This is a genomic window from Streptomyces sp. NPDC006207, from assembly GCF_040613835.1.
Classification (GTDB): domain Bacteria; phylum Actinomycetota; class Actinomycetes; order Streptomycetales; family Streptomycetaceae; genus Actinacidiphila.
In genome coordinates this window covers 137,982-160,956 of sequence record NZ_JBEXSX010000015.1, presented here as the reverse complement: position 1 = coordinate 160,956, position 22,975 = coordinate 137,982, and the positions used below count along the sequence as shown (strand labels likewise).

General features: G+C 70.6%; 22 protein-coding genes, 1 pseudogene and 1 riboswitch. Of the genes and pseudogenes, 8 read left to right on the top strand and 15 right to left on the bottom strand.

Annotated features, from left to right (window positions below; genetic code table 11):
• The 3 genes and pseudogenes from ABZ312_RS15220 to ABZ312_RS15210 form a co-directional block, all read right to left on the bottom strand.
• Nucleotides 1–202, bottom strand: a pseudogene (locus ABZ312_RS15220) (hypothetical protein); the annotation flags it as partial.
• 315 nt (nucleotides 203–517) lie between these two features.
• Nucleotides 518–1,921, bottom strand: coding sequence for an NYN domain-containing protein (locus tag ABZ312_RS15215; RefSeq protein WP_500329913.1), 1,404 nt, complete (start codon nucleotides 1,919–1,921; stop codon nucleotides 518–520).
• Between the two features lie 89 nt (nucleotides 1,922–2,010).
• Nucleotides 2,011–2,262, bottom strand: a complete 252-nt coding sequence (locus ABZ312_RS15210; protein WP_499511418.1) for a hypothetical protein — start codon at nucleotides 2,260–2,262, stop codon at nucleotides 2,011–2,013.
• A 114-nt stretch (nucleotides 2,263–2,376) separates the two neighbouring features.
• On the opposite strand from ABZ312_RS15210, the gene ABZ312_RS15205 reads away from it, so the two are divergent.
• Nucleotides 2,377–3,156 (top strand): rhomboid family intramembrane serine protease, encoded by a 780-nt coding sequence (locus ABZ312_RS15205; protein ID WP_500329914.1) that lies wholly within the window; start codon nucleotides 2,377–2,379, stop codon nucleotides 3,154–3,156.
• Nucleotides 3,153–3,434: an Lrp/AsnC family transcriptional regulator gene (locus ABZ312_RS15200; protein ID WP_018557042.1), complete on the top strand. Its 282-nt coding sequence runs from the start codon at nucleotides 3,153–3,155 to the stop codon at nucleotides 3,432–3,434. Before ABZ312_RS15205 ends, ABZ312_RS15200 begins: the two co-directional genes overlap by 4 nt.
• A 41-nt stretch (nucleotides 3,435–3,475) precedes the next feature.
• Here the strand turns inward: ABZ312_RS15200 and ABZ312_RS15195 are convergent, their stop codons facing one another.
• From ABZ312_RS15195 to ctaE, 6 genes are all read right to left on the bottom strand, one after another.
• Nucleotides 3,476–4,870 carry an aminotransferase class V-fold PLP-dependent enzyme gene (locus tag ABZ312_RS15195; RefSeq protein WP_500329916.1) on the bottom strand — a complete coding sequence of 465 codons (1,395 nt, stop codon included), beginning with the start codon at nucleotides 4,868–4,870 and terminating at the stop codon, nucleotides 3,476–3,478.
• A gap of 151 nt (nucleotides 4,871–5,021) precedes the next feature.
• Nucleotides 5,022–5,138: riboswitch (SAM riboswitch) on the bottom strand.
• Nucleotides 5,139–5,265: 127 nt separating this feature from the next.
• The gene (trpD, locus tag ABZ312_RS15190) at nucleotides 5,266–6,330 is read right to left on the bottom strand and encodes an anthranilate phosphoribosyltransferase (protein ID WP_500437820.1); all 1,065 of its coding nucleotides are present in this window, start codon (nucleotides 6,328–6,330) and stop codon (nucleotides 5,266–5,268) included.
• A 128-nt stretch (nucleotides 6,331–6,458) separates the two neighbouring features.
• A complete protein-coding gene (gene qcrB, locus ABZ312_RS15185; RefSeq protein WP_499511422.1) occupies nucleotides 6,459–8,096 on the bottom strand; it encodes a cytochrome bc1 complex cytochrome b subunit in 1,638 nt (545 codons plus the stop codon).
• Nucleotides 8,093–9,133, bottom strand: a complete 1,041-nt coding sequence (qcrA, locus tag ABZ312_RS15180; protein ID WP_500329920.1) for a cytochrome bc1 complex Rieske iron-sulfur subunit — start codon at nucleotides 9,131–9,133, stop codon at nucleotides 8,093–8,095. Before qcrA ends, qcrB begins: the two co-directional genes overlap by 4 nt.
• Before the next feature lie 8 nt (nucleotides 9,134–9,141).
• Nucleotides 9,142–9,951, bottom strand: a complete 810-nt coding sequence (gene qcrC / locus ABZ312_RS15175) for a cytochrome bc1 complex diheme cytochrome c subunit (RefSeq protein WP_500329921.1) — start codon at nucleotides 9,949–9,951, stop codon at nucleotides 9,142–9,144.
• Nucleotides 9,952–10,032: 81 nt separating this feature from the next.
• On the bottom strand, nucleotides 10,033–10,653 hold the full coding sequence (gene ctaE / locus ABZ312_RS15170; RefSeq protein WP_500329923.1) for an aa3-type cytochrome oxidase subunit III: 621 nt from the start codon (nucleotides 10,651–10,653) through the stop codon (nucleotides 10,033–10,035).
• A 169-nt stretch (nucleotides 10,654–10,822) separates the two neighbouring features.
• Here ctaE and ABZ312_RS15165 point away from each other — a divergent pair, with 169 nt between their 5' ends.
• The gene (locus tag ABZ312_RS15165) at nucleotides 10,823–11,224 is read left to right on the top strand and encodes a hypothetical protein (protein ID WP_499511425.1); all 402 of its coding nucleotides are present in this window, start codon (nucleotides 10,823–10,825) and stop codon (nucleotides 11,222–11,224) included.
• A 2-nt stretch (nucleotides 11,225–11,226) separates the two neighbouring features.
• Here the strand turns inward: ABZ312_RS15165 and ABZ312_RS15160 are convergent, their stop codons facing one another.
• From ABZ312_RS15160 to ctaC, 4 genes are all read right to left on the bottom strand, one after another.
• Nucleotides 11,227–12,492, bottom strand: coding sequence for a L,D-transpeptidase (locus tag ABZ312_RS15160; RefSeq protein WP_500329925.1), 1,266 nt, complete (start codon nucleotides 12,490–12,492; stop codon nucleotides 11,227–11,229).
• A 120-nt stretch (nucleotides 12,493–12,612) separates the two neighbouring features.
• On the bottom strand, nucleotides 12,613–13,011 hold the full coding sequence (locus tag ABZ312_RS15155) for a cytochrome c oxidase subunit 4 (protein WP_499511427.1): 399 nt from the start codon (nucleotides 13,009–13,011) through the stop codon (nucleotides 12,613–12,615).
• Nucleotides 13,008–14,750, bottom strand: coding sequence for an aa3-type cytochrome oxidase subunit I (ctaD, locus tag ABZ312_RS15150; protein WP_500370028.1), 1,743 nt, complete (start codon nucleotides 14,748–14,750; stop codon nucleotides 13,008–13,010). Before ctaD ends, ABZ312_RS15155 begins: the two co-directional genes overlap by 4 nt.
• Nucleotides 14,747–15,712, bottom strand: coding sequence for a cytochrome c oxidase subunit II (ctaC, locus tag ABZ312_RS15145; RefSeq protein WP_499511429.1), 966 nt, complete (start codon nucleotides 15,710–15,712; stop codon nucleotides 14,747–14,749). Before ctaC ends, ctaD begins: the two co-directional genes overlap by 4 nt.
• 269 nt (nucleotides 15,713–15,981) lie before the next feature.
• Here ctaC and ABZ312_RS15140 point away from each other — a divergent pair, with 269 nt between their 5' ends.
• Nucleotides 15,982–17,394, top strand: a complete 1,413-nt coding sequence (locus tag ABZ312_RS15140; RefSeq protein ID WP_500329927.1) for a cysteine desulfurase/sulfurtransferase TusA family protein — start codon at nucleotides 15,982–15,984, stop codon at nucleotides 17,392–17,394.
• 46 nt (nucleotides 17,395–17,440) lie between these two features.
• Here the strand turns inward: ABZ312_RS15140 and ABZ312_RS15135 are convergent, their stop codons facing one another.
• The gene (locus ABZ312_RS15135; protein ID WP_499511431.1) at nucleotides 17,441–18,415 is read right to left on the bottom strand and encodes a carbohydrate kinase family protein; all 975 of its coding nucleotides are present in this window, start codon (nucleotides 18,413–18,415) and stop codon (nucleotides 17,441–17,443) included.
• Nucleotides 18,416–18,552: 137 nt separating this feature from the next.
• Here ABZ312_RS15135 and ABZ312_RS15130 point away from each other — a divergent pair, with 137 nt between their 5' ends.
• Both ABZ312_RS15130 and ABZ312_RS15125 read left to right on the top strand, forming a co-directional pair.
• Entirely contained in the window at nucleotides 18,553–18,756 is a 204-nt protein-coding gene (locus tag ABZ312_RS15130) for a hypothetical protein (RefSeq protein ID WP_499511432.1), read from the top strand.
• A gap of 92 nt (nucleotides 18,757–18,848) precedes the next feature.
• A complete protein-coding gene (locus ABZ312_RS15125; protein WP_500437818.1) occupies nucleotides 18,849–20,201 on the top strand; it encodes a hypothetical protein in 1,353 nt (450 codons plus the stop codon).
• A gap of 77 nt (nucleotides 20,202–20,278) precedes the next feature.
• On the opposite strand, the gene ABZ312_RS15120 is transcribed toward ABZ312_RS15125, so the two are convergent.
• A complete protein-coding gene (locus tag ABZ312_RS15120; RefSeq protein WP_499511434.1) occupies nucleotides 20,279–20,632 on the bottom strand; it encodes a HesB/IscA family protein in 354 nt (117 codons plus the stop codon).
• A 242-nt stretch (nucleotides 20,633–20,874) separates the two neighbouring features.
• On the opposite strand from ABZ312_RS15120, the gene nadA reads away from it, so the two are divergent.
• Both nadA and ABZ312_RS15110 read left to right on the top strand, forming a co-directional pair.
• Nucleotides 20,875–22,050 carry a quinolinate synthase NadA gene (nadA, locus tag ABZ312_RS15115; protein WP_500329931.1) on the top strand — a complete coding sequence of 392 codons (1,176 nt, stop codon included), beginning with the start codon at nucleotides 20,875–20,877 and terminating at the stop codon, nucleotides 22,048–22,050.
• A gap of 15 nt (nucleotides 22,051–22,065) precedes the next feature.
• Nucleotides 22,066–22,950: a GNAT family N-acetyltransferase gene (locus ABZ312_RS15110; RefSeq protein ID WP_500329932.1), complete on the top strand. Its 885-nt coding sequence runs from the start codon at nucleotides 22,066–22,068 to the stop codon at nucleotides 22,948–22,950.
• The last annotated feature ends 25 nt before the right edge of the window (nucleotides 22,951–22,975 follow it).

The following is a 22,975-nucleotide window of genomic DNA, read 5'->3' as shown; positions in this document are numbered from 1 at the left end:
CCTTGGCGCCGTTGAACTTCTCGGTCGCCTGCTCGGCCTGCTCGTAGAGACCGTCGACCTTGGCCTTGACGCTCTTGACGGACGGCTTGGCCGGCGCCGCCTGGGCTGCCTGCGCGGACAGGGCGACGGCTGCGGCGGCGGTCGCGGTGAGCACGGTGACACGTGTGCGACTGGCCTGCTTGGGACGACGGTGGGACGCCACTCGGGCGAGCTCCTTCTTCCTCCAGCCGCCTGCCGCATGCATCGGGAACTGCGTTCCCCGGCTCCAAGTGTCGGCGTCCCCCGTCGTACGCGCGGCACTTCAGATCGGCGGGACCTCCGCCGCCATCCGGGCTGGATGATCGACTGGGCAGAGGTTCGAGGCACGACCCTAGTGACCATCTTGTGATCGGATCAAATCCCTGAAGAAAAAAAGTCGCTCGGCAGCGTTTTCTTTACATACATCGCACGTGCAGTGATGACGAGTTGACACTGCGTCCCCGAAAAGCGCCTCACGCGCCCCACGGTGTGCTCCAGGTCACACCCGGGCAAGTCGCTTCAGTAGCAAGGTGGATGCGACCGGGCGGGCGCCTACACGGGCCACACCGTCAGCAACTTCGCGATCGGAAGAAACCACCACAATCGGACGACCGGGAGGTTCCGCCCGAACCAGACGCCGGATCAACTCGTCCGCCGTCTCACCGGCCTTGCTGAACAGCACCCGCACCCCGCGCGGCGGTGCCAGCAGCACCGGGGCGTCCAGGTCGGCGCCGTCGAAGACGCAGGTGACCTCGGAACCGCTCTGCGCCGCCAGCACGGCCAAGCCGCCCAGCAGCCGCAGCCGCTGCTTCTCCAACGGCAGCGCCGGATAACCGGTCTTGGTCACGTTGTAGCCGTCGACCACCAGATGGGACTGCGGCAGCGCCAGCAGCTGGTCCAGCAGCGCCGGGTCGTCCTCGGACAGGGCGCGCCGCGCGATGTCCTTGGGGCTGATCGCCCCCGGCATGACCGCGTCGACGGTGTCCGCGGGCCGGGCGCCCAGGGTGTCGCGCGGCGGCAGCGCGAGCTCCCGGCGCAGTCCCGAGGCGGCGTCGAGCACGGTATCCAGCAGCAGGCGCAGCCGCATGTCCTCGGTGCTGCGGCCCTCCCGGGCCGCCCGGCGGGACGCCTCCACGGCCTGCTCGGCCTCGGCGAGCCGGGCCCGCAGCCGGCGGGCCTCGCCGTCGGCCGAGGCCTTCTCCGCGGCCGCGGCCGCGCGGGTCTCGTCCAGTTCGGCCTCGACCTTGCGCAGCGCCGCCTCGGCCCGCTTCACATCGCTCGCCGCACTGCGCAGCTTGCGCTGCAGCGACTCGGCCTCCTTGCGGGCCGCCTCCAGCTCGGTGCGGACCCGCACGCCCTCGGTACGCGCCTGGGCGCGGGCCTCGTCCAGTTCCGCCTTCAGCTGCCGCAGCTCACGCTGCGTTTCCTCGCCGGCCCGTTCGGCGCTGACCCGCTGCGCCTCCTCGCCAGCGGCGGCCACCAGCTTGGCCCAGCCCGCGGGACGCAGCAGGTACGCGGCGGCCGCCACGTCCAGCGGGTCGACCGCGGGGGGCGGGGTGCCGGCGTCCAGCGCCTCGCACAGGTCCGGCTCGGACTCGCGTAGCCGTGCGCCCACCCGCTGCCGGAAGGACGGGTCGCCCTCCAGGGCCGTGGCGAGCGCGGTGGCGGCGAACTTGGCGCGACGGCTCGGGGTGAACCGGGCGTACGGGCGCAGCACCGCGGGAAGCTCGCCCGGGGTCAGCCCGCCGAAGGCCTCCGCCGCCAGGGCGACCACGCGGTGCCGTACGCCCTCGGGTAGCGGCCGGTCCAGCGACTCGCCGTGGACGGACTCCTCCGGCGCAGCCGTAGCCTCGGGCGCGGCCGCTTCGTCGCCGCGGCCCGGGTTACCGCCGGTCCCGTCCACCCGTCACTCCCGTCCAGTCCGTGGGCGCCTCCCCGGCCTCCTTCAACCTCTCTGGCCGCGCCGCATTCTTCTATTGTCCCCGGCGGCGCTCAGGCCTGCGTCGCCGCCGCCGCGCCGGGGCGGTCGACCAGCTCGACCTGGTCCACGGCGTTGCACCAGCGGCAGCGCACCGACTCCACGGACTCGCTGAGCACCTCGCGCTCCTCGACCGTGGGCTCGCCCGCCAGGTCCAGGTGGACGTACTCGACGACCTTGCTGGAACGGGTGACGTCGAACCGGGTCAGGTTGCCGCACAGGGAGCAACGCCAGCGGGTCGTGGCGGTCGGCAGGGGCACCGGCATCGGTCGTCTCCTCGGTCGCGCGGATGCGTTCCGGTCACCCTACGGCCTCGGTGGTCCCCCGCGCTGCGGCGAGGCGCCCCGCGACCGTTACGCCCGTTCCGCCATGATCGGTCCATGGTCATCCCGGTGTACGACAAGAACCCCGTCCACCGCACACCCGTGGTGACGTACGCCCTGATCGGGCTGTGCGCGTCGCTCTTCCTCATCAGCCCGTCCTCCGGGCTCAACTACATGTACGGCATGGGCCACGATCAGGTGTGCGCCCAGGCGACGTACTTCGCCCGCTGGGGTGTCATCCCCGCCGAGCTCTGGCACGGCCGGATCCCCCTGGCGCAGGTGCCGATGCCGGCGGACTGCCCGCCGCTGGGGTCCTTCGCCACCTCGCCGTTCGTGTCGGTGCTCACCGCACTGTTCGTCCACGGCAGTTGGGTCCACCTGCTCGGCAACATGCTGTTCCTCTGGGTCTTCGGCGACAACGTCGAGAACCGCATGGGCCGCTTCCGGTTCCTGCTCTTCTACGTCGTCTCGGGCTACCTGGCGACGTACGGCTATGCGCTCGGGCACGCCTCCTCGACCCAGACCCTGGTCGGGGCGTCCGGCGCGATCTCGGGGGTGCTCGGCGCGTACCTCTACCTCTACCCCAAGGCCCGGGTCACCAGTGTCTTCCCCTTCCTCTTCTTCCTGCCGCTGCGCTTCCCGGCCTGGATGGTGCTGATCTTCTGGTTCGTGCTGCAGTGGCTCGCCGGCGAGATCCAGCAGACCGGTCCCGGGGTGGCCTACCTCGCCCACATCACCGGCTTCGTCTTCGGCTTCCTGTGCGCGTGGGTGTGCTATCGCGCAACGCCTAAGCTTGAGCCCGCAGCCAGGGCGACCCAAGGAGACCTACAGCCGTGATCACCGCGATCGTGCTCATCAAGACCAGCGTCGACCGTATCCCCGAGATCGCGGAGTCCATCGCCGCGCTCGACAGCGTCAGCGAGGTCTACTCCGTCACGGGCACGTACGACCTGGTCGCCATGGTGCGGGTGGCCCGGCACGACGAGCTCGCGGACGTCATCCCCGGCCGGATCAGCAAGATCCCCGGTGTCGAGGCCACGGACACGCACGTGGCCTTCCGCACCTACTCCCAGCACGACCTCGAGACGGCCTTCGCCATCGGCCTGGACGCGTAACCGGTCCGCCCGGCCCGGCGCTGCGGGGCGGACCGGGACGCTCAGGCCTGGTCCCGGTCCGGGACGCAGCGGCCGTCCTCGGTGCGGTAGCGCCACTTGGCACCGTCCGCCACGAGCTCCCGCACCGCGGCGACGAAGCGCTCCACGTGCTCGTCCGGGGTGCCCGCGCCGAACGAGACGCGGATGGCGTTGAGCGTGGGGGCACCCCCGGCCGAAGGCCGGGCGGGCTCGCCGGGGGCGGCGTCGGGGGCCCCGCACTCACCCGGCTCCTGGTCAACGCCGCCGAGCAGGGTGCGCACCAGGGGGTGCGCGCAGAAGAGGCCGTCGCGGACGCCGATGCCGTACTCGGCGGAGAGCGCCGCCGCGAAGTGGGAGCTGTTCCAGCCCTCGACGACGAAGGAGATGACGCCGACCCGGGGGGCGTCGTCGCCGAACAGCGACAGCACCTTCACCTCGGGCACCTCGGCCAGTCCGGCCCGCACCCGCGCCACCAGCGCCTGCTCGCGCTCGACCAGCCGGTCGAACCCGGCCTCCGTCAGCACGCGGCAGGCCGAGGCGATCGCGTAGGCGCCGATGACGTTGGGCGAGCCGGCCTCGTGCCGGGCGGCCGTGGTGTGCCAGTCGACGTCCACGCCGCCGTCCGCTCGCCGGGCCACCCGCCGCGAGGCGCCGCCCCCGGCCAGGTAGGGCTCGGCCGCGCACAGCCAGTCGGCGCGGCCGGCGAGCACACCGGAGCCGAACGGCGCGTACAGCTTGTGCCCGGAGAAGGCCACCCAGTCCACGTCGAGTTCGGCGATGTCCACCGGGTGGTGCGGGGCCAGCTGCGCCGCGTCCAGCACGATCCGGGCCCCGTGCGCGTGGGCCGCCGCGGCCAGCTCCCGCACCGGCCACAGCTCGCCGGTCACGTTGGACGCCCCGGTCACGCAGACCAGCGCCGGTCCGTACGACTCCCGGGCGGCCAGTGCCCGCTCCAGTGTCGCCACGGCCTCCCCCGGGGTGCGGGGGGCGCCCAGGTAGGTCACGTCGGCGTTCCGCCACGGCAGCAGGGACGCGTGGTGCTCGGTCTCGAAGACGAAGACGCTCGTGCCGGCCGGTACGGCGGCGGCCAGCAGGTTCAGCGAGTCGGTGGTCGAACGGGTGAAGACCACCTGGTCGTCGGGGCGGCAGCCGAGGAACTCCGCGACCGTGGCGCGGCTCTGCTCGAACAGGTCCGTCGACAGCTGCGAGAGGTAGCCGGCCCCCCGGTGGACACTGCCGTAGTACGGCGCGTAGGCCGCCACGTCGTCCCAGACCCGCTGCAGGGCGGGCGCGCTGGCCGCGTAGTCGAGGGCGGCGTAGCCGACCTCGCCCCCGGTCACGAGCGGCACGAGGACGTCGCGCCCGAGCACGGGCAGCGCGGCGTGGACGGACGAGGGCAGGGCAGGGCGCAGCGACATGGCGAACTCTCCTGGGAGCATGCGGGAGTGACGGGACGTCAGTGATGACGGAACAGCCCTCGGCACGACGGGCGAAGGCCCGGGGAGGGGGGAGGACGGCTGGGGGCCCGAAAGGCCCTAGCGCATTCGCTTGCTCATGGAGGAACTCCTCTGACCGCGCTTGCCGCAGACCTCGCTGCCTGCGGCCTGGTCATCACCCGGGGCACCCCGCCACGGAAGGAGGGTTGCCGGACAGCGGGCCGGGGCCGTGTCGCTGTCACTCGTGACCTGCGCAGCATCATGCCACACGCGCGGGGCGCCGCAAGCCGCGGTCCGCATCCCGGACGGTCCGCCCGCGGGCGGACAGCACGGAGGGCCGGGGCAACGGCCCCGGCCCTCCGCGGTCGTTCCCGCGACTACGCCTGCGTGGCCGCCGCCCACCGCTCCAGCGTCCGCGCGGCCGCACCCGAGTCGACCGACTCGGCCGCCCGGGCGATCCCGGCCGCGATCCGGTCGGTCAGCGAGCCGCCCGCGCCCTCCAGCGCCACCAGCGCGGCCGCCGAGTTGAGCAGCACCGCGTCACGCACCGGGCCCGTCTCGCCGGCCAGCAGCCGCCGGGCGACGTCGGCGTTGTACGCCGCGTCCGCGCCCCGCAGCGCCTCGATCGGCACCAGTTCGATGCCGACGTCGCGCGGGTCGAAGGACTCCTGCTCGACCTTCCCGTCCCGCACCACCCACACCTGGGAGGTGGACGTGACGGTGAGCTCGTCCAGCCCGTCGTCGCCCCGGAACACCAGCGCGGAGGAGCCGCGGCGGGCCAGCACGCCGGCGATCAGCCCGGCCATCCGGGTGTCGAAGCACCCCACGGCGGAGGCGCCCACGCGTGCCGGGTTGGTCAGCGGGCCGAGGATGTTGAACGAGGTGGGGATGCCCAGGTCGCGGCGGGCCGGGGCGGCGAACCGCATCGCGGGGTGGAACTTCGCCGCGAAGCAGAAGGTGATCCCGGTGTCCTCGGCGACCTTCGCCACCCGGTCGGCGGGCAGGTCGAGGTTGATGCCGAGCTTCTCCAGGACGTCGGAGGCGCCGCTGGCGCTGCTGGCGGCGCGGTTACCGTGCTTGACGACCTTGGCCCCCGTGCCGGCGATGACGATGGCGGACATCGTCGAGATGTTCACCGTCCTGGCCCGGTCGCCGCCGGTGCCGACGATGTCCACGGCGGGGCCGGGGATGTGCAGCGGCTCCGCGTGCGCGTACATCGACTCGACGAGGCCGGTGACCTCCTCGACGGTCTCCCCCTTGGCCCGCAGCGCCACCATGAAGCCGGCGACCTGGGCGTCCGAGGCCTCACCGCTCATGATCCGGTCCATCGCCCACGCCGCCTCCGCGGCGGTCAGGTCCTTGCCGTTCAGCAGTGCACCCAGGAGGTCGGGCCAGGAGCCGCCCGCCATTGATGCGCCTCCGGCGGGGTTCACAACGCTCATGGTCCACACTCCATGGGGTCTGACGTGCGACGGGAATCCTTCGGCTCCAGCCTATCGGCGCCGGGGAACGGGAAAGGGCCCCGTCCATCGGATGGACGGGACCCTGCCCGGTGGCACAGCTTCAGTGATCAGTGGTGACCGTGGCCGCTCGTGATCTCCTCGTACTCCTCGACCGTGGGCTTGTCGATCTGCGTCCCCTCGCCGTAGTAGCCGCGGGACAGCTTCGCGCGCAGCTTCGCCGTGGGGCCGACCTTCTTCTCCACGCCGTTCTCGTCGACCTCGGGGCCGACCTCGAGCGGCTTGGGCTGCTCGTGCTGGGTGAGCTTGAACAGCGAGCCCTGCTCCAGCGGCTCGTGGATCTCGATGAACTCACCGTGCGGGAGCCGCTTGATGATGCCGGTCTCGCGACCGTGCAGCACCTTGTCGCGGTCGCGTCGCTGCAGACCCAGGCAGATCCGCTTGGTGACGACGAAGACCAGCACCGGCAGCACGAAGAACGAGATCCGGACCACCCAGGTGATCGCGTTGATCGACAGATGGAAGCGGGTGGCGAAGAGGTCGTTGCCACCGCCGACGAGCAGGATCAGGTAGAGGCTGATCCAGGCGGCGCCGATGCCCGTGCGGACGGGCCGGTTGCGCGGCCGGTCGAGCAGGTGGTGCTCGCGCTTGTCACCGGTGACCCAGGATTCCAGGAACGGGTAGACGCCCATGAAGCCCAGGACCAGCGGGAAGATCACCAGCGGGATGAACACGCCCAGGACGAGCGTGTGGCCCGCGAAGTTGATCTCCCAGCCCGGCATGATGCGGATCAGGCCCTCGGAGAAGCCCATGTACCAGTCGGGCTGGGCGTCGGTCGACACCTGGTCCGGACGGTAGGGGCCGTACGCCCACACCGGGTTCACGGAGACCAGCGCGGACATGGCCGCGATGACACCGAAGACGATGAAGAAGAAGCCGCCCGCCTTGGCCGTGTAGACCGGGAAGAACGGCATGCCCACGACGTTCTTCTCCGACTTGCCGGGGCCGGCCCACTGCGTGTGCTTGTGGTAGACGATCAGGATCAGGTGCGCCACCAGCAGGCCCGCCATGATGCCGGGGATCAGCAGCACGTGGATCGTGTAGAACCGCGGCACGATGTCGGTGCCGGGGAACTCACCGCCGAAGAGGAAGAACGAGAGGTACGTGCCGACGATCGGCACGGACAGCACGGCGCCTTCCATGAAGCGGATACCGGTGCCCGACAGCAGGTCGTCCGGCAGCGAGTAGCCCATGAAGCCGTCGAACATGCCGAGGAACAGCAGCAGGAAGCCGAAGACCCAGTTGACCTCGCGCGGCTTGCGGAACGCACCGGTGAAGAAGATGCGCATCATGTGCACGAGCATCGCGGCCACGAAGACGATGGCCGCCCAGTGGTGGATCTGGCGGACGAGCAGACCGCCGCGCACGTCGAAGCTGATGTGCAGGGTCGACGCGTACGCATCGGACATCGTGATGCCCTGCAGCGGCGCGTAGGAGCCGTCGTAGACGACCTCGTTCATCGCCGGGTGGAAGAACAGCGTCAGGTAGACACCGGTCAGGATGATGATGATGAAGCTGTAGAGGGCGATCTCGCCCAGCATGAAGGACCAGTGGTCCGGGAAGATCTTCCGCAGGTTGGCCTTGCCCAGGCTGTAGATGCCCAGCCGGCCGTCGGCCCAGTCGGCGACACGTTCGCCGGCGGGCGCCTTTCCGCGCTGCTTCGCGCTCGCGCTCGTGTTGGTGCTCATCCACGCTCCCAAAACGCAGGGCCCACGGGCTCTTCGAAGTCGCCCAGTGCCTCGAGGTAACCCTCACCGTTCACGCTGATGTGCAGCTGCGGCAGGGCGTGACCGGCGGGACCGAAGATCACCCGGGCACCGTCGGAAAGGTCGAACGTCGACTGGTGGCACGGGCAGAGCACGTGGTGCGTCTGCTGCTCGTAGAGGCTGATCGGGCAGCCGACGTGGGTGCAGATCTTGGAGAACGCCAGGATGCCCTGGTGCGCCCACTCGCGGGACTTCTTGTCCTTGATGTCGTCCGGCTGGATGCGGACGATCATCAGGGCCGCCTTGGCGAGCTGCTCCTGGTAGTCGTGCTGCTCCTCCTCCAGGCCCTCGGGCACGGCGAAGGTGAGCGAGCCGACGGCGACGTCCTCGGGACGCAGCGGCTTGTTGGTGTTCTGGTTGATCAGCAGCCTGCCCTTGGACCACAGCGTGTGGCGGAGCTTGTCCTCCGGCAGCGGGCCGAGGTCGCGCAGCAGGAACACACCGGAGAGCGGCACCAGGGTCAGCGCGCCGAGCATGGTGTTGCGGATCAGCTTGCGGCGGCCGATCTGGCTCTCCCCGGCCCCGGTGGCGAAGTCGGCCTTGACCTTGGCGCTGACCTCGGGGCTCGCCTCGATCGGGTGGCGGTCGTCGGCGACCTCGACGTCCGACATCAGCGTGCGGGCCCAGTGGACCGCGCCGGCGCCGATGGCGAAGAGCGAGACGCCGAGGGTCATGCCCAGCGCGAAGTTCAGCGCGCTGATGTGACCCAGCGGCCAGATGTAGACGATCTTGTCGATCGGGATGACCACGAAGCTGGCGATGAAGGCCAGCGTGGCGAGCATCGACACGGTGAACAGGAAGGCCACCGTGCGCTCGGAGGACCTCGCGGCCTTCTCGTCGATGTCCTGGCGGCGCGGCAGGTGGGCCGGGAAGCCCGGGTCCGCGAACGGGTTCTCCGCGGTCGCGAGCTGGCCGCCGCCCTGGTGTGCCGGCCTGTCCGGCAGGTTCTCTTGTGACATGTCCTGACTCATGACTTCTTCGCCTTGGTGGTGTGGGCCGCGAGCCAAATGGCGCAGGCGATCAGGGCCCCGAGGCCGAAGATCCAGCCGAAGAGACCCTCGGTGACCGGGCCGAGGCTGCCCAGCGACATGCCGCCGGGGCTCGGCGCGCCCTCGCCGTTGACGGCGTCGAGGTAAGCGATGATCTCCCGCTTGTTCTCCTCCGGCATCGTCGTGTCGGGGAAGGACGGCATGTTCTGCGGGCCGGTCAGCATGGCCTCGTACAGGTGCTTGTCGCTCACGCCTTCCAGCGTGGGCGCGTACTTGCCGTGCGTCAGCGCTCCGCCCTTGCCCTGGTAGTTGTGGCACTGGGCGCAGTTGGTGCGGAAGAGCTCCCCGCCGCGCGCGGCGTTGGCGCCGGCCGGGTCGTACTGCTCCTCGGTGGGCGTGACCGGACCGGGGCCCAGCGAGGCGATGTACGCCGCGAGCTGGTCGATCTGCTTCTGGTCGTAGATGACCTTCTTGCGCGGCACCTGGGCGCCGGGCTGCTGGGCCGGCATGCGACCGGTGCCGACCTGGAAGTCCACGGCCGCGGAGCCGACGCCGACGAGGCTGGGGCCGTCACTGCCGCCCTGCCCCGACGTACCGTGGCAGCTGGAGCAGCCGACGGCGAACAGCTTCTTGCCCTCTTCGATGGCGAGGGACTGAGAGCTGTCGTCGGCCTGCGCCTTGGGCGCCGGCGCGAGCGCGGCGTACAGCCCCCCGATGGCCGTGAGCGCGACAAGTAGGACGACGAGCGCCGCCAGCGGGTGGCGCCGTCGTGCGGAGAGCTTTTTCACGGATTACCCCGGTGTCAGGATCTCTTGCGTCGATGGTTCTGGATGTCGTTGACCGTGTGCGCAACTCGCGCGGGGCCCCGACTACTTGATCAGGTAGATCGTGGCGAAGAGGCCGATCCAGACGACATCGACGAAGTGCCAGTAGTAGGACACGACGATGGCCGCGGTGGCCTGCTCGTGGGTGAACCGCCGTGCCGCGTAGGTCCGTCCGAGGACCAGCAGGAAGGCGATGAGACCACCCGTCACGTGCAGACCGTGGAATCCGGTGGTCAGGTAGAACACCGAACCGTACGGGTCGGAGGAGAGCGAGAGGCCGTCCTCCTTGACCAGGTTGGTGTACTCGAAGATCTGACCGCCGACGAAGATCGCGCCCATGATGAACGTCACGATGAACCACGCGCGCAGCTTCTTCACATCGCCGCGCTCGGCGGCGAAGACACCCATCTGGCAGGTGAAGGAGGAGAGCACGAGGATCGTGGTGTTCGTCGCCGAGAACGGGATGTCCAGGACGTCGGCGTGCGCCTTCCAGTACTCGGCACCCGTCACCGAGCGAAGGGTGAAGTACATCGCGAAGAGGGCCGCGAAGAACATCAGCTCGGAACTCAGCCAGATGATGGTTCCGACGCTGGTGAGGTTCGGCCGGTTGACCGACGGGTGCGCGTGCCCGGTTTCTACTGCTGTTGCTGTCGCCACGACCGACATTATGTCGGTCGCTTATCTCGCGCTCACTCCGGGGGGTGCCATTCGGTGTGTCAAGGCCCTTGAGGTAGGGAAAGGCGTCGCCCGAAGGAGCTAACCCTCCTCGAAGCACCCTGCCCGGGAGTAAGGTTCGGCCACAGGCAGGCGACTCCACGAGGGCGAGGAGGCACGGATGCAGACGACCGCGACGGTGCTGGTCTACAGCGACGACAGGAACACCCGGGAACAGGTCCGTCTGGCCGTCGGCCGCCGCCTGGCGAGCGACCTGCCGCCGGTGGAGTACATGGAGTGCGCGACCCTCCCGGCGGTCCTCAGCGCGCTGGAGAACGGCGGCATCGACGCGTGCGTGTTCGACGGCGAGGCCGTCCCGGCCGGCGGCATGGGAGTGTGCCGCCAGGTGAAGGACGAGATCTTCCGCTGCCCGCCGGTGCTGGTGCTCATCGGGCGCCCCCAGGACGCCTGGCTGGCCAGCTGGAGCCGGGCCGACGCGGCGGTGAGCCACCCGGTCGACCCGGTCGCGCTGAACGAGGCCCTGGCGGGGCTGCTGAGGCAGCGGCTGGCCGTCGACGCGTAGCGTCACATCTCGGGCTGAAGACGGGCCTCAGGGGCGTCGGTACGGTCGGCGACGGCCGGGTCGGCGCCCTTGCGCGTTCCCGTCGCACTGCCCTTGCGCCACTCGCTCCAGGACAGGTTCCAGTCGCCGAAGCCGTTGCTGAAGGCGGGCATGTCCTCACCCAGGCTGTGGACGACCGAGACCAGGTCGCCGCGCCGCACGTTGTCGAAGAACCAGTGGGCGTTCTCGGTGCTCATGCCGACGCAGCCGTGGCTGACGTTGGCGATCCCCTGAGAGCCCACCGACCAGGGCGCCGCGTGCACGTACTCACCGCTCCAGGTCACACGGGTGGCCCACTGGACGGGCAGGTCGTAGGAGTCGGAACTGCCCGAGGCGATCCCCACGGTCTCGCTGCGCATCCTTACGTTGGCCTCCTGACCCAGCACCACCTTGATGCCGTTGCGGGTGGAGAACCCCGGCTTGCCGGTGGTCACCGGGATGGTGCGGACGAGCTTGCCGTTGCGCTTGAAGGTCATGGAGTGCGTCGCGGCGTCGGTGACGGCCTCGACGCGGTCGCCGGTGCGCAGCGTCAGCGGCTTGACGTCGCCCCCGTAGAGCGAGCCCTTGATGTGCACGTTGTCCAGGGTGCTGCGCACGTCGATGCGGGCGTGCGCGGGCCAGTAGGTACGGGGGCGGTAGTGCAGGGTCTTGTCGTCGACCCAGTACCAGGCGCCCTCGTCGGCCGCCGGGGAGGCGTTGACGTGCAGGTTGCGCTCGACGACGCTCCGGCCGAGGGTGTCCTTCACGGCCGCGCTCAGCTCGGCGGTGATGGGCTGTCCGACGCCGTAGGTGCCGCTCTCCGGGCCGAAGGTGACCTTCAGATGGCGCTTGGTGCCCGAGGTGTCCACGGCGAGCGTCTTGCGTCCCTGGTGGCCCTTCGCGTCCTCGGTGGTCACCTTGACGACGTAGTGCGCCGCGGAGGAGAGCTTCGAGGTGCTGCGCCAGCTCTTGCCGTCCGCGGACAGGCGGCCGCTCACGTAGCGTCCCGAACCGTCGGTGGCCGTCACATCGGTGATGCGGTTGCCCTCACCCTTGACGGTGATTTCCAGCGGCTTCTTGGGGTCGGCCTTCTTCGACCCGGTGGTTCCCCCGGTCCACACGACCTGGCCGGCGGCGTCGTAGGGGGCGGTGGCGAGGGGATCGCCGCCGCCCGAACAGGAGGCCAGCGGCGCGGAGAGTGTCACTGCAGCGATCGCGGTCGCCATGCGGCGCGGAGAAAAGTGACCCATGGTCACCACGCTAGGCAGAGATGATCTCCGGCGCTCGCCGAGCGCGTACGAACGGGCGATGGCCCGGACCCCCCGTTCGGGGTCCGGGCCATCGCCGTGCGGTGCGTGGGCGCCGGGCGCTCACTGGGTGCGGTTCTCACCCCGGTAGTACTCGAAGACCCAGCCCCACAGGCCGACGAGGATGAAGGGCGCGCCGAAGTAGATGAGCCACCAGCCGAAGATGATGCCCAGGAAGGCGGTGGCTCCACCGAAGGCCAGCAGCAGCGGCTGCCAGCTGTGCGGGCTGAAGAAGCCCAGCTCGCCGGAGTCGTCCGCGACGTCCGCGTCCTCACGGTCCTGGGCGCCGGTGTCGGCGCGCCGGGCGGTGAACGCCAGGTAGAAACCGACCATCACGGCGAGGCCGAAGGAGAGGAAGAGCGCCGTGGTGCCGACCGGCTCCTTGGACCACAGGCCGTAGACGACGGCCATGCCCAGGAAGAAGACGGACAGCCACAGGAACAGCTTGCCCTGGAACTTCACTTGCCGCTCTCCTTCTCATCGCCGCCGGAGACGGCCGGGGCCGCGCCGACGTTCTCCAGCTGGTCCAGAGCGGCCATCTCCGGGTGGTGGAGGTCGAAGGCCGGGGATTCGGACCGGATGCGGGGCAGCGTGAGGAAGTTGTGCCGCGGCGGCGGGCAGGAGGTCGCCCACTCCAGCGAGCGGCCGTAGCCCCACGGGTCGTCCACCTCGACCGGCTTGCCGTACTTCGCCGTCTTCCACACGTTGTAGACGAACGGCAGGACCGACAGGCCCAGCAGGAAGGAGCTGATCGTCGAGATGGTGTTCAGCGTGGTGAAGCCGTCGGCGGCCAGGTAGTCCGCGTAGCGGCGGGGCATGCCCTCGGCACCCAGCCAGTGCTGGACGAGGAAGGTGCCGTGGAAGCCGATGAACAGCGTCCAGAAGGTGATCTTGCCCAGGCGCTCGTCGAGCATCTTGCCGGTGAACTTCGGCCACCAGAAGTGGAAGCCCGAGAACATCGCGAAGACGACCGTGCCGAAGACGACGTAGTGGAAGTGCGCCACCACGAAGTACGAGTCGGAGACGTGGAAGTCCAGCGGCGGCGAGGCCAGGATGACACCGGTCAGACCACCGAAGGTGAAGGTGATCAGGAAGCCGATGGCCCAGAGCATGGGTGTCTCGAAGCTCAGTGAGCCCTTCCACATGGTGCCGATCCAGTTGAAGAACTTCACACCGGTCGGTACCGCGATCAGGAAGGTCATGAAGGAGAAGAACGGCAGCAGCACACCACCGGTGACGTACATGTGGTGGGCCCACACCGTCGCCGAGAGGCCGGCGATCGAGATCGTCGCCGCGATGAGGCTGACGTAGCCGAACATCGGCTTCCGGGAGAAGACCGGGATGACCTCACTGATGATGCCGAAGAACGGCAGCGCGATGATGTACACCTCTGGGTGCCCGAAGAACCAGAAGAGGTGCTGCCATAGCAAGGCGCCGCCGTTGGCGGCGTCGAACACGTGCGCACCGAACTTCCGGTCGGCCTCCAGGGCCAGCAGCGCGGCGGCCAGCACCGGGAAGGCGAAGAGCACCAGCACACCGGTGAGCAGCACGTTCCAGACGAAGATCGGCATCCGGAACATCGTCATGCCGGGGGCGCGCATGCAGATGATCGTGGTGATGAAGTTGACCGAGCCGAGGATCGTACCGAAGCCGGAGAACGCCAGACCCATGATCCACAGGTCGCTGCCGATGCCCGGCGAGCGGACCGCGTCGGTCAGCGGGGAGTAGGCGAACCAGCCGAAGTCGGCGGCGCCGTTCGGGGTGAGGAAGCCGGCGACCGCGATCAGCGAGCCGAACAGGTAGAGCCAGTAGGCGAACATGTTCAGCCGCGGGAACGCGACGTCGGGGGCGCCGATCTGCAGCGGCATGATCCAGTTCGCGAAGCCGGCGAAGAGCGGGGTCGCGAACATCAGCAGCATCACGGTGCCGTGCATCGTGAAGAGCTGGTTGAACTGCTCGTTGGACACCACCTGGGTGCCCGGGCGGGCGAGTTCGGCGCGCATGACGAGCGCCATCACGCCACCGATGAGGAAGAAGAAGAACGACGTCGCCAGGTAGAGCGTGCCGATCGTCTTGTGGTCGGTGGTGGTCAGCCACTTGACGATGACGTTGCCCGGCTGCTTCGTGCGGACCGGCATCTCGTCCGCGTACGCGTCGTCGTGCGCGGCGGCCGCACCGTGGGGTTCGTTGAGAATGCTCACTGGGTCTTGGTCTCCGCGTTCTTGGCGTTGCCGGTGGTGGCAATGCCTGCCGGGACGTAACCGGTCTGGCCCTTCTTCGCCAGGTCCTGGAGGTGCTGCTTGTAGGCCTCCGGGGAGACGACCTTGACGTTGAAGAGCATCCGGGAGTGGTCCACACCGCACAGCTCGGCGCACTTGCCCACGAAGGTGCCCTCCTTGTTGGGGGTCACCTGGAAGACGTTGGTGTGTCCGGGGATGACGTCCATCTTCATCAGGAAGGGAACCACCCAGAAGGAGTGGATGACGTCACGCGAGGTGAGGACGAACCGGACCGACTCGCCCTTGGGGAGCCACAGGGTCGGGCCCGGGTTGCCGGTGTCCTGGTCCTTGGAGGCCGGCGTGCCGAAGTCGTAGACGCCGTCGGCACCCGCGGGCGCGTCCAGCTTCTTCGCCGAGATCGTGGAGAGCTCCGCGGGCACCGTGCCGGCCGCCGGGGTCGACGGGTTGCCGTCCACGTCCTCGACGTAGTTGAAGGCCCAGCTCCACTGGAAACCGACCACGTTGACGACGTGGTCGGGCCGCGCGGAGGTCTCCAGGAGCTTGGACTCGTCCCGGGCGGTGAAGTAGAAGAGCACCGAGATGATGACCAGCGGGACGGTGGTGAAGAGCGCCTCGATCGGCATGTTGTAGCGGATCTGGGGCGGGATCTCCACCTTGGTGCGGCTGCGCCGGTGGAAGATGATGCTCCAGAGGATCAAGCCCCACACGAGCACGCCGACCGCCAGCGCGGCAGCCCAGGAACCCTGCCAGAGCGACAGGATCCGCGGTGCCTGTTCCGTGACGGGGCTGGGCATGCCGAGGCGGGGGAAGTCCTCGTATGTGCAACCGGTGGCGGTCGCAAGGACCAGGCCCGCGGCCAGCGCCTGCGGCAGAATCCGCCGCATCGGGCGCCGCGACGAGCGGTCGGAGCCGTAGGGACTCACGTAGCGCCTTCCCGAGAGTCTCGCCCACGCGTCCGGATGCCCGGCCTGTGCTGGTCGGTCGCCCTGGCGCGGGCAGTGGTGTGGATGTTTATGCGGACCAAACCCTACTGGACTCGATTTTGGGGCGCGCGGGGAGGGGTGCCAACGCGCCGGGGCTGCCCCCGAAGGGGTGTCGGGCACCGCTGCGCACCTGCGGAGGGCCCCGTTTCGGGGGCTTTTGACTGGTCCCCAGACGCTCCGCGGGGACGCCGGGGCGTAGCGTGCAGGACGTGCCCTACTTCGACGCCGCGTCCGCCGCACCACTGCATCCCGTCGCCCGGCAGGCACTCCTCGCCGCGCTCGACGAAGGGTGGGCCGATCCCTCCCGGCTCTACCGCGAGGGGCGCCGCGCACGGCTGCTCCTCGACGCCGCCCGCGAGGCCGCCGCCGACGCCGTCGGGTGCCGTCCGGACGAACTCGTTTTCACTCCTTCGGGTACTCGTGCGGTGCACGCGGGGGTGGCCGGGGCGCTCGCCGGCCGACGCCGGATCGGCCGGCACGTGGTCGTCTCGGCCGTCGAGCACTCCTCCGTGCTGCACGCGGTGGAGGACGCCGACGTCACGCAGGTGGGCACGGACCGCACGGGTCTGGTCGACCCCGACGCCTTCGGCGCCGCGCTGCGCGAGGACACCGCGCTGGCCTGCCTGCAGTCCGCCAACCACGAGGTCGGCACGGTGCAGCCGGTCGACCGGGCCGCCGAGCTGTGCCGGGCGGCGGGGGTGCCGCTGCTCGTGGACGCCGCCCAGTCACTGGGCTGGGGCGCGGTGGCGGGTGGCTGGTCGCTGCTGACCGCGAGCGCCCACAAGTGGGGCGGACCGTCCGGCGTCGGCCTGCTGGCGGTCCGCAAGGGCACCCGCTTCGCCGCCCAGCACCCCTCGGACGAACGGGAGTCGGGGCGGGCACCCGGCTTCGAGAACCTGCCCGCGATCGTCGCCGCGGCGGCCTCCCTGCGGGCGGTGCGCGCCGCGGCGGACGCGGAGGCGGCACGGCTTTCCGCCCTGGTCGACCGCATCCGTACGGCGGTGCCCGAACTCCTCCCGGACGTGGAGGTCGTGGGCCACCCCGAGGTGCGGCTGCCGAACGTGGTGACCTTCTCCTGCCTCTACGTGGACGGCGAGGCGCTGCTGCACGAACTGGACCGGGAGGGCTTCTCCGTCTCCTCCGGGTCGTCGTGCACCTCCAGCACGCTGACGCCCAGCCACGTGCTGAAGGCGATGGGCGTGCTGTCCGAGGGGAACGTCCGGGTCTCGCTGCCGGCGGGTACGGAGGCGGGCGACGTGGACCGCTTCCTCGAGGTGCTGCCGGGCGTGGTGCGGACGGTACGGGAGCGGCTCGGCGCTCCGGCGCCGGCGTCCGGGCCCGCGGCGCGGGCGGCGCGGACGGCGGGTGGAGCGGGGGCTGCGGAGGAGGAGGGCGAGCCCGACCTCGTCGTGGACTCCCTCGGCAAGCGGTGCCCGATCCCGGTCATCGAGCTGGCGAAGGTCATCGGGGACGTGCCGGTCGGCGGCGTCGTGTCGGTGCTCTCCGACGACGAGGCCGCCCGGCTCGACATCCCCGCGTGGTGCGACATGCGCGAGCAGGAGTACCTCGGCGCGCACGCCGCGCCCCGCGGCGTCGCGTACTGGGTGCGCCGCGTCTCCTGACGGGCCCGGGGGTTGCGGGCGACCGCCCGCAACCCCGCGGTGAGCCTCAGTGCAGGTGGGTGCGGACCTCTTCGGCGGCCTCGTCGCCGTAGGCCTTGGTGAAGCGGTCCATGAAGTGGGCCCGCCGCAGCTGGTACTCCTGCGTGCCGAGGGTCTCGATCACCAGCGTCGCCAGCATGCAGCCCACCTGTGCCGCGCGCTCCGCCTCGACGCCCCAGGCGAGGCCGGAGAGGAAGCCGGCGCGGAAGGCGTCGCCGACGCCGGTGGGGTCGACCTTGGCGTCCTCCTCCGGGCAGCCCACGACGATCGGCTCCTCGCCGGCCCGCTCGATGCGGACGCCGCGCGAGCCCAGCGTGGTGACGCGGGTGCCGACCCGGCCGAGGATCTCCTCGTCCGTCCAGCCGGTCTTGGACTCGATGAGGCCCTTCTCGTACTCGTTGGAGAAGAGGTAGGCCGCGCCGTCCAGCAGTATCCGGATCTCGTCGCCGTTCATGCGGGCGATCTGCTGCGAGAAGTCCGCCGCCCACGGGATGTCGCGGGAGCGGCACTCCTCGGTGTGGCGGAGCATCGCCTCGGGGTCGTCGGCGCCGATGAGCACCAGGTCGAGACCGCCGACGCGGGCGGCGACCGAGTGCAGCTCGATGAGGCGGGCCTCGCTCATGGCACCGGTGTAGAAGGAGCCGATCTGGTTGTGGTCGGCGTCGGTGGTGCAGACGAAGCGCGCCGTGTGCAGCACCTCGGAGATGCGGACGGAGGCGGTGTCGACGCCGTGCCGGTCGAGCCAGGCGCGGTACTCGTCGAAGTCGGAGCCGGCGGCGCCGACGAGGACGGGCCGGACACCCAGCTGGCCCATACCGAAGCAGATGTTCGCACCGACGCCACCGCGGCGTACGTCGAGCGTGTCGACCAGGAAGGAGAGGGAGACCGTGTGCAGCTGGTCGGCGACGAGCTGGTCGGCGAATCGGCCGGGGAAGGTCATCAGGTGGTCGGTGGCGATGGAGCCGGTGACTGCGATACGCACGGCTGGAACGCTCCTGCGGAGGCGGGCTGCGGACGGGACCTGTCCACGCTACCGGCTGGGCCGGTGGACGCCGACATGGTGAAACTACCCGATAGTAGGGCTTTCTCCCGTGACGCCACGTGCCTAGGGTCGTATGCATGACCACTCCTCTTCCCCCCGCGCCCCTCGGCGACCCCGAGTCGCTCGCCGAGCTGATCGGCGACTGCCGCAAGATGGCCGCGCACTGGGAGGTCCCCGCGGAGGACGAGTCCGCGCGGGTCAGCCCGGCGAGCCTGCACGGGATCACGGTGCCGGCCGCGTCGTCGCACGTCGTCGAGGGCATGGCCGAGTACGCCGACTGATCGGAACCGCGAAGCGCTCCGGCCCGTCCAAGTGGCGTCCCCCGGTTGAAGGACCGGGACGTCAGCAGCTGTGCGGAGCCGAAGGAGCCATCGTGGAGAGCGAGCCGACGCGAACGCGCCGCCGGCACAGGCCGCCGTGGGTGATGTCGACGGTGGCCGTGGCCGTACTGGCCGCCGGGGGCGGTGGTGCCTACTGGGCCTCGTCGAGTGCCGAGGGCGGTGTACCGCGCGCCTCGGGCGGCAGCGGGAGCGACGCCGCGGAGCCGCTCGAACTGGACTCCGCCACCGGCGGCACGGGTGCCGAGCTCACCGTCCGGGGCGATCTGCCCGACGGCCCCTCCTCCGCCGCCGTGCAGCGGCCGGGCAGCGTGTCGCGTGCCGCCGTGGAGCGGCTCGCGCAGGCCCTGGGCGTGCCGGGCACGGTGAAGTCCGACCACGGCGTGTGGAAGGCCGGTGGTACGCCGGACGGGGGCGGTCCGGTGCTCCGGGTGAACAAGGACGCTCCAGGCACTTGGGCGTACTCGTACTACGGCGGCAAGCCCCGCGAGGGCCGCGCCCCGGCGCAGGACGACCTCGCGGTGCCGGCGGCGGAGGCGCTGCGCAGGGCCGCGCCGGTCTTCGCGGCGCTGGGACTGAAGGGCGCACGTACGGACGCCGGCGAGGTCTCGGGGGTCCTGCGCACGGTCACCGCGGACCCGCGGGTGGCGGGGCTGCCCACGCACGGCTGGCGGTCGGCGGTGCAGGTCGCCTCGGACGGGCTGCTGGTCACCGGGCACGGCATGATGGCACCGCTGACCAGGGGTGACACCTACCCGGTGGTGTCGGCGAAGGAGGCGCTGAAGCTGCTGGAGCGCCCCGGGACGGGCGGTGACCTGGGGATCGGCGACTGCCCCACCGTGGTGCCGAAGCCCTCCCGCGCCCCCGGCGACGACCCGACGCTGCCGCAGGTGCTCCCCTGCGTACCGACGGCGCACCGGCCGATGGAGGTGCGGAAGGCCGAGTTCGGCCTGTCGGCCCAGTTCGTGGCCGGGCGGCAGACGCTCGTGCCGTCCTGGCTCTTCGAGGTGGCGCAGGAGGGCGTGACGCGCACCTCGGTGCTGGCCCAGCCGGCGGTGGACCCGGCGTACGTGCGGGGCGGCACGGCCTCCCCCGCGCCCTCGGGGACGGCGGCACCGGCCGCCGGGGCGGCGAAGGTCGAGTCGTACCGCGCCGAGGGGACGCAGCTGACCCTGCGCTTCTGGGGCGGGGTGTGCAGCGACTACACGGTCTCGGCCGACGGCTCGGGCACGGTGGTGAAGGTCAAGGTCACTGCGGTGGAGAAGGAGCCGGGGAAGGCCTGCATCATGATCGCCGAGCGGTTCTCCCGCACGGTCCGGCTCGACACGCCGCTGGGCGACCGCAAGGTCGTCGACCTCTCCGACGGCAGCACGGTGCCGCGGAAGTAACCGGGGCGCCGGGAAGGCGCGTCAGGACATGCCGAAAACGGCGGGCACCCCGGGTGTCCGCCGCTTTCGCGCGGGGCTCAGTGGAACGAGTCGCCGCAGGCGCAGGAGCCGGTGGCGTTCGGGTTGTCGATCGTGAAGCCCTGCTTCTCGATCGTGTCGACGAAGTCGATGGAGGCGCCGCCGAGGTACGGGGCGCTCATGCGGTCGGTGACCACCTTCACTCCGCCGAAGTCCTTCACGACGTCGCCGTCGAGCGCGCGCTCATCGAAGAACAGCTGGTAGCGCAGGCCGGAGCAACCGCCCGGCTGGACGGCGACGCGCAGCGCGAGGTCGTCGCGGCCCTCCTGCTCGAGCAGGCTCTTGACCTTGGAGGCCGCCGCGTCGGACAGGATGATGCCCTCGCTCTGGCTGGTCTCGTCCTGAACCGTCATCTGATCCACTCCCGGGTTGTACGGATGCTGCCACAACGGTGAACCGGTGGCTTCCCGGATTCATTCCTCCGGGTCCCATGCGTCTTGGCGCCATCCATGCTCGCACACCGGGCCTTGTTCGGGTAATGCGTCACATTGACGCGAGGGCCATCGTCATTCTGACGCGAACGGGTTATGATAGATAGCGTCAAATAGACGAAAAGGTTTGAGCCGTAGTTCCGCAGAGAAAGGGCTTCGGGCCCGTGACCACCACATCCGAACCGCTGGACGTCCAGCCGACCCCGCTCGCCCTGCTCCTCCTGGGCCGCGAGTCCGACCCGCGCAGCGAGCGCGGCGTCGACTGTCCCGGCGACCTGCCCCTCCCCTCGGACCCGGATCTGGTGGAGCGCGCCCGCGCCGCCAAGGCGAAGCTCGGCGAGAAGGTCTTCGTCCTGGGCCACCACTACCAGCGCGACGAGGTCATCCAGTTCGCCGACGTCACCGGCGACTCCTTCAAGCTGGCCCGTGACGCCGCCGCCCGGCCGGAGGCGGAGTACATCGTCTTCTGCGGTGTGCACTTCATGGCCGAGTCCGCGGACATCCTGACCTCCGACGCCCAGCAGGTGATCCTCCCCGACCTGGCGGCCGGCTGCTCCATGGCCGACATGGCCACCGCAGAGCAGGTCGCCGAGTGCTGGGACGTGCTCACCGAGGCCGGCGTCGCCGACGTCACCGTGCCCGTTTCGTACATGAACTCCTCCGCCGACATCAAGTCCTTCACCGGCCGTCACGGCGGCACGATCTGCACCTCCAGCAACGCCAAGCGCGCCCTGGAGTGGGCGTTCCAGCAGGGCGAGAAGGTGCTCTTCCTCCCCGACCAGCACCTCGGCCGCAACACCGCGGTCCGGGAGATGGGCCTCTCGCTGGAGGACTGCGTCCTCTACAACCCGCACAAGCCGAACGGCGGGGTCACCGCGGAGCAGCTGCGCGACGCCAAGATGATCCTGTGGCGCGGGCACTGCTCGGTGCACGGCCGCTTCTCGCTGGACTCGGTGGAGGACGTGCGCGCCCGCATCCCCGGCGTCAACGTCCTGGTGCACCCCGAGTGCAAGCACGAGGTCGTCACCGCGGCCGACCAGGTCGGCTCGACCGAGTACATCATCAAGGCCCTGGAGGCGGCGCCGGCCGGTTCGTCCTGGGCGATCGGCACCGAGCTCAACCTGGTCCGCCGACTGGCCAAGGCGCACCCGGACAAGCAGATCGTCTTCCTCGACAAGACCGTCTGCTTCTGCTCGACCATGAACCGGATCGACCTGCCGCACCTGGTGTGGGCGCTGGAGTCGCTGGCCGACGGCAAGGTCGTCAACCGCATCCAAGTCGACCGGGAGACCGAACACTTCGCGAAGCTGGCGCTGGAGCGGATGCTCGCCCTGCCCTAGGGGCAGGATGGGCGCATGATCCTGCGCCCGTTGCACGACACCGACGAGGACGCCGACGCCGTAGCGGTCGTGGCCGCCGCCGCGTTCGGCGCCTCCGACGCCCTGCCCGGTGGCGGCCCGCCCGAGGAGATGCCTCCCGAGCGGGCCGCCCTGCTGCGACGGCGCAACCGGTACGTCGCGCGCACCGACCCCGGTGGCTGCTGGCTGGCCGTGGACGAGACCTCCGGCATGCCGCTCGGGGTCGCCATGTCGACGCGCCGCGAGGGGACGTGGGGGCTGTCGCTCTTCGCCGTGCTGCCCTCCGCGCAGCGGCAGGGGGTCGGGCGCGAACTGCTCGCCGCGGCGATGGCGTACGGGCGCGGCTGCCTGCGCGGCATCATCTGCAGCTCCCGCGACCCGCGGGCGGCGGCGACCTACCGCCGGGCGGGTTTCGCGCTGCACCCGGCGATGCGCCTGGAAGGCGCCGTCCGCAAGGGCGACCTGCCCGCGCCGGACGGGGCGGTGCACGAGGGCTCGGCGAAGCACCGCGACCTGATGGACTCCGTGGACCGGCGCACCCGTGGCGGCGCGCACGGCCCCGACCACGACCAACTGCTCACCGAGTGCCCCCTGTTGGTCGTGGACGACCTCGCCGGGAGCGGCTACTGCTACGTCGACCGGGACGGGAACGTACGGCTGCTGGCCGCCACCTCCCGTCGCCTGGCGTCCCGGCTGCTCACCGCCGCGCTGCTGAGCCTGCCCGAGGGCACGACGGCGCAGGTCCCCAACCTGACGGCCGAACAGCAGTGGGCGGTGGACGTGGGCCTGACGGCCGGGCTGGAGCTGAGCACGTCCGGCTGGGTCTGCCTGCGCGGGATGCGTCCGCCGGAGCCGTACATCCCGTCCGGGTTCTTCCTGTAGACGGGGCAGGGCCCGGGGCGTTCGT

What these genes read in the sequence shown, in the direction of transcription:
- ctaE (WP_500329923.1), bottom strand. Translation starts at nt 10,653, where the DNA reads ATGTCGGTCGTGGCGACAGCAACAGCAGTAGAAACCGGGCACGCGCAC.
- qcrA (WP_500329920.1), bottom strand. Translation starts at nt 9,133, where the DNA reads ATGTCACAAGAGAACCTGCCGGACAGGCCGGCACACCAGGGCGGCGGC.
- ABZ312_RS15195 (WP_500329916.1), bottom strand. Translation starts at nt 4,870, where the DNA reads ATGTCGCTGCGCCCTGCCCTGCCCTCGTCCGTCCACGCCGCGCTGCCC.
- trpD (WP_500437820.1), bottom strand. Translation starts at nt 6,330, where the DNA reads ATGAGCGTTGTGAACCCCGCCGGAGGCGCATCAATGGCGGGCGGCTCC.
- ABZ312_RS15130 (WP_499511432.1), top strand. Translation starts at nt 18,553, where the DNA reads ATGACCACTCCTCTTCCCCCCGCGCCCCTCGGCGACCCCGAGTCGCTC.
- ABZ312_RS15110 (WP_500329932.1), top strand. Translation starts at nt 22,066, where the DNA reads ATGATCCTGCGCCCGTTGCACGACACCGACGAGGACGCCGACGCCGTA.
- ABZ312_RS15165 (WP_499511425.1), top strand. Translation starts at nt 10,823, where the DNA reads ATGCAGACGACCGCGACGGTGCTGGTCTACAGCGACGACAGGAACACC.
- ABZ312_RS15205 (WP_500329914.1), top strand. Translation starts at nt 2,377, where the DNA reads ATGGTCATCCCGGTGTACGACAAGAACCCCGTCCACCGCACACCCGTG.
- ABZ312_RS15120 (WP_499511434.1), bottom strand. Translation starts at nt 20,632, where the DNA reads ATGACGGTTCAGGACGAGACCAGCCAGAGCGAGGGCATCATCCTGTCC.
- ABZ312_RS15160 (WP_500329925.1), bottom strand. Translation starts at nt 12,492, where the DNA reads ATGGGTCACTTTTCTCCGCGCCGCATGGCGACCGCGATCGCTGCAGTG.
- qcrB (WP_499511422.1), bottom strand. Translation starts at nt 8,096, where the DNA reads ATGAGCACCAACACGAGCGCGAGCGCGAAGCAGCGCGGAAAGGCGCCC.
- ABZ312_RS15210 (WP_499511418.1), bottom strand. Translation starts at nt 2,262, where the DNA reads ATGCCGGTGCCCCTGCCGACCGCCACGACCCGCTGGCGTTGCTCCCTG.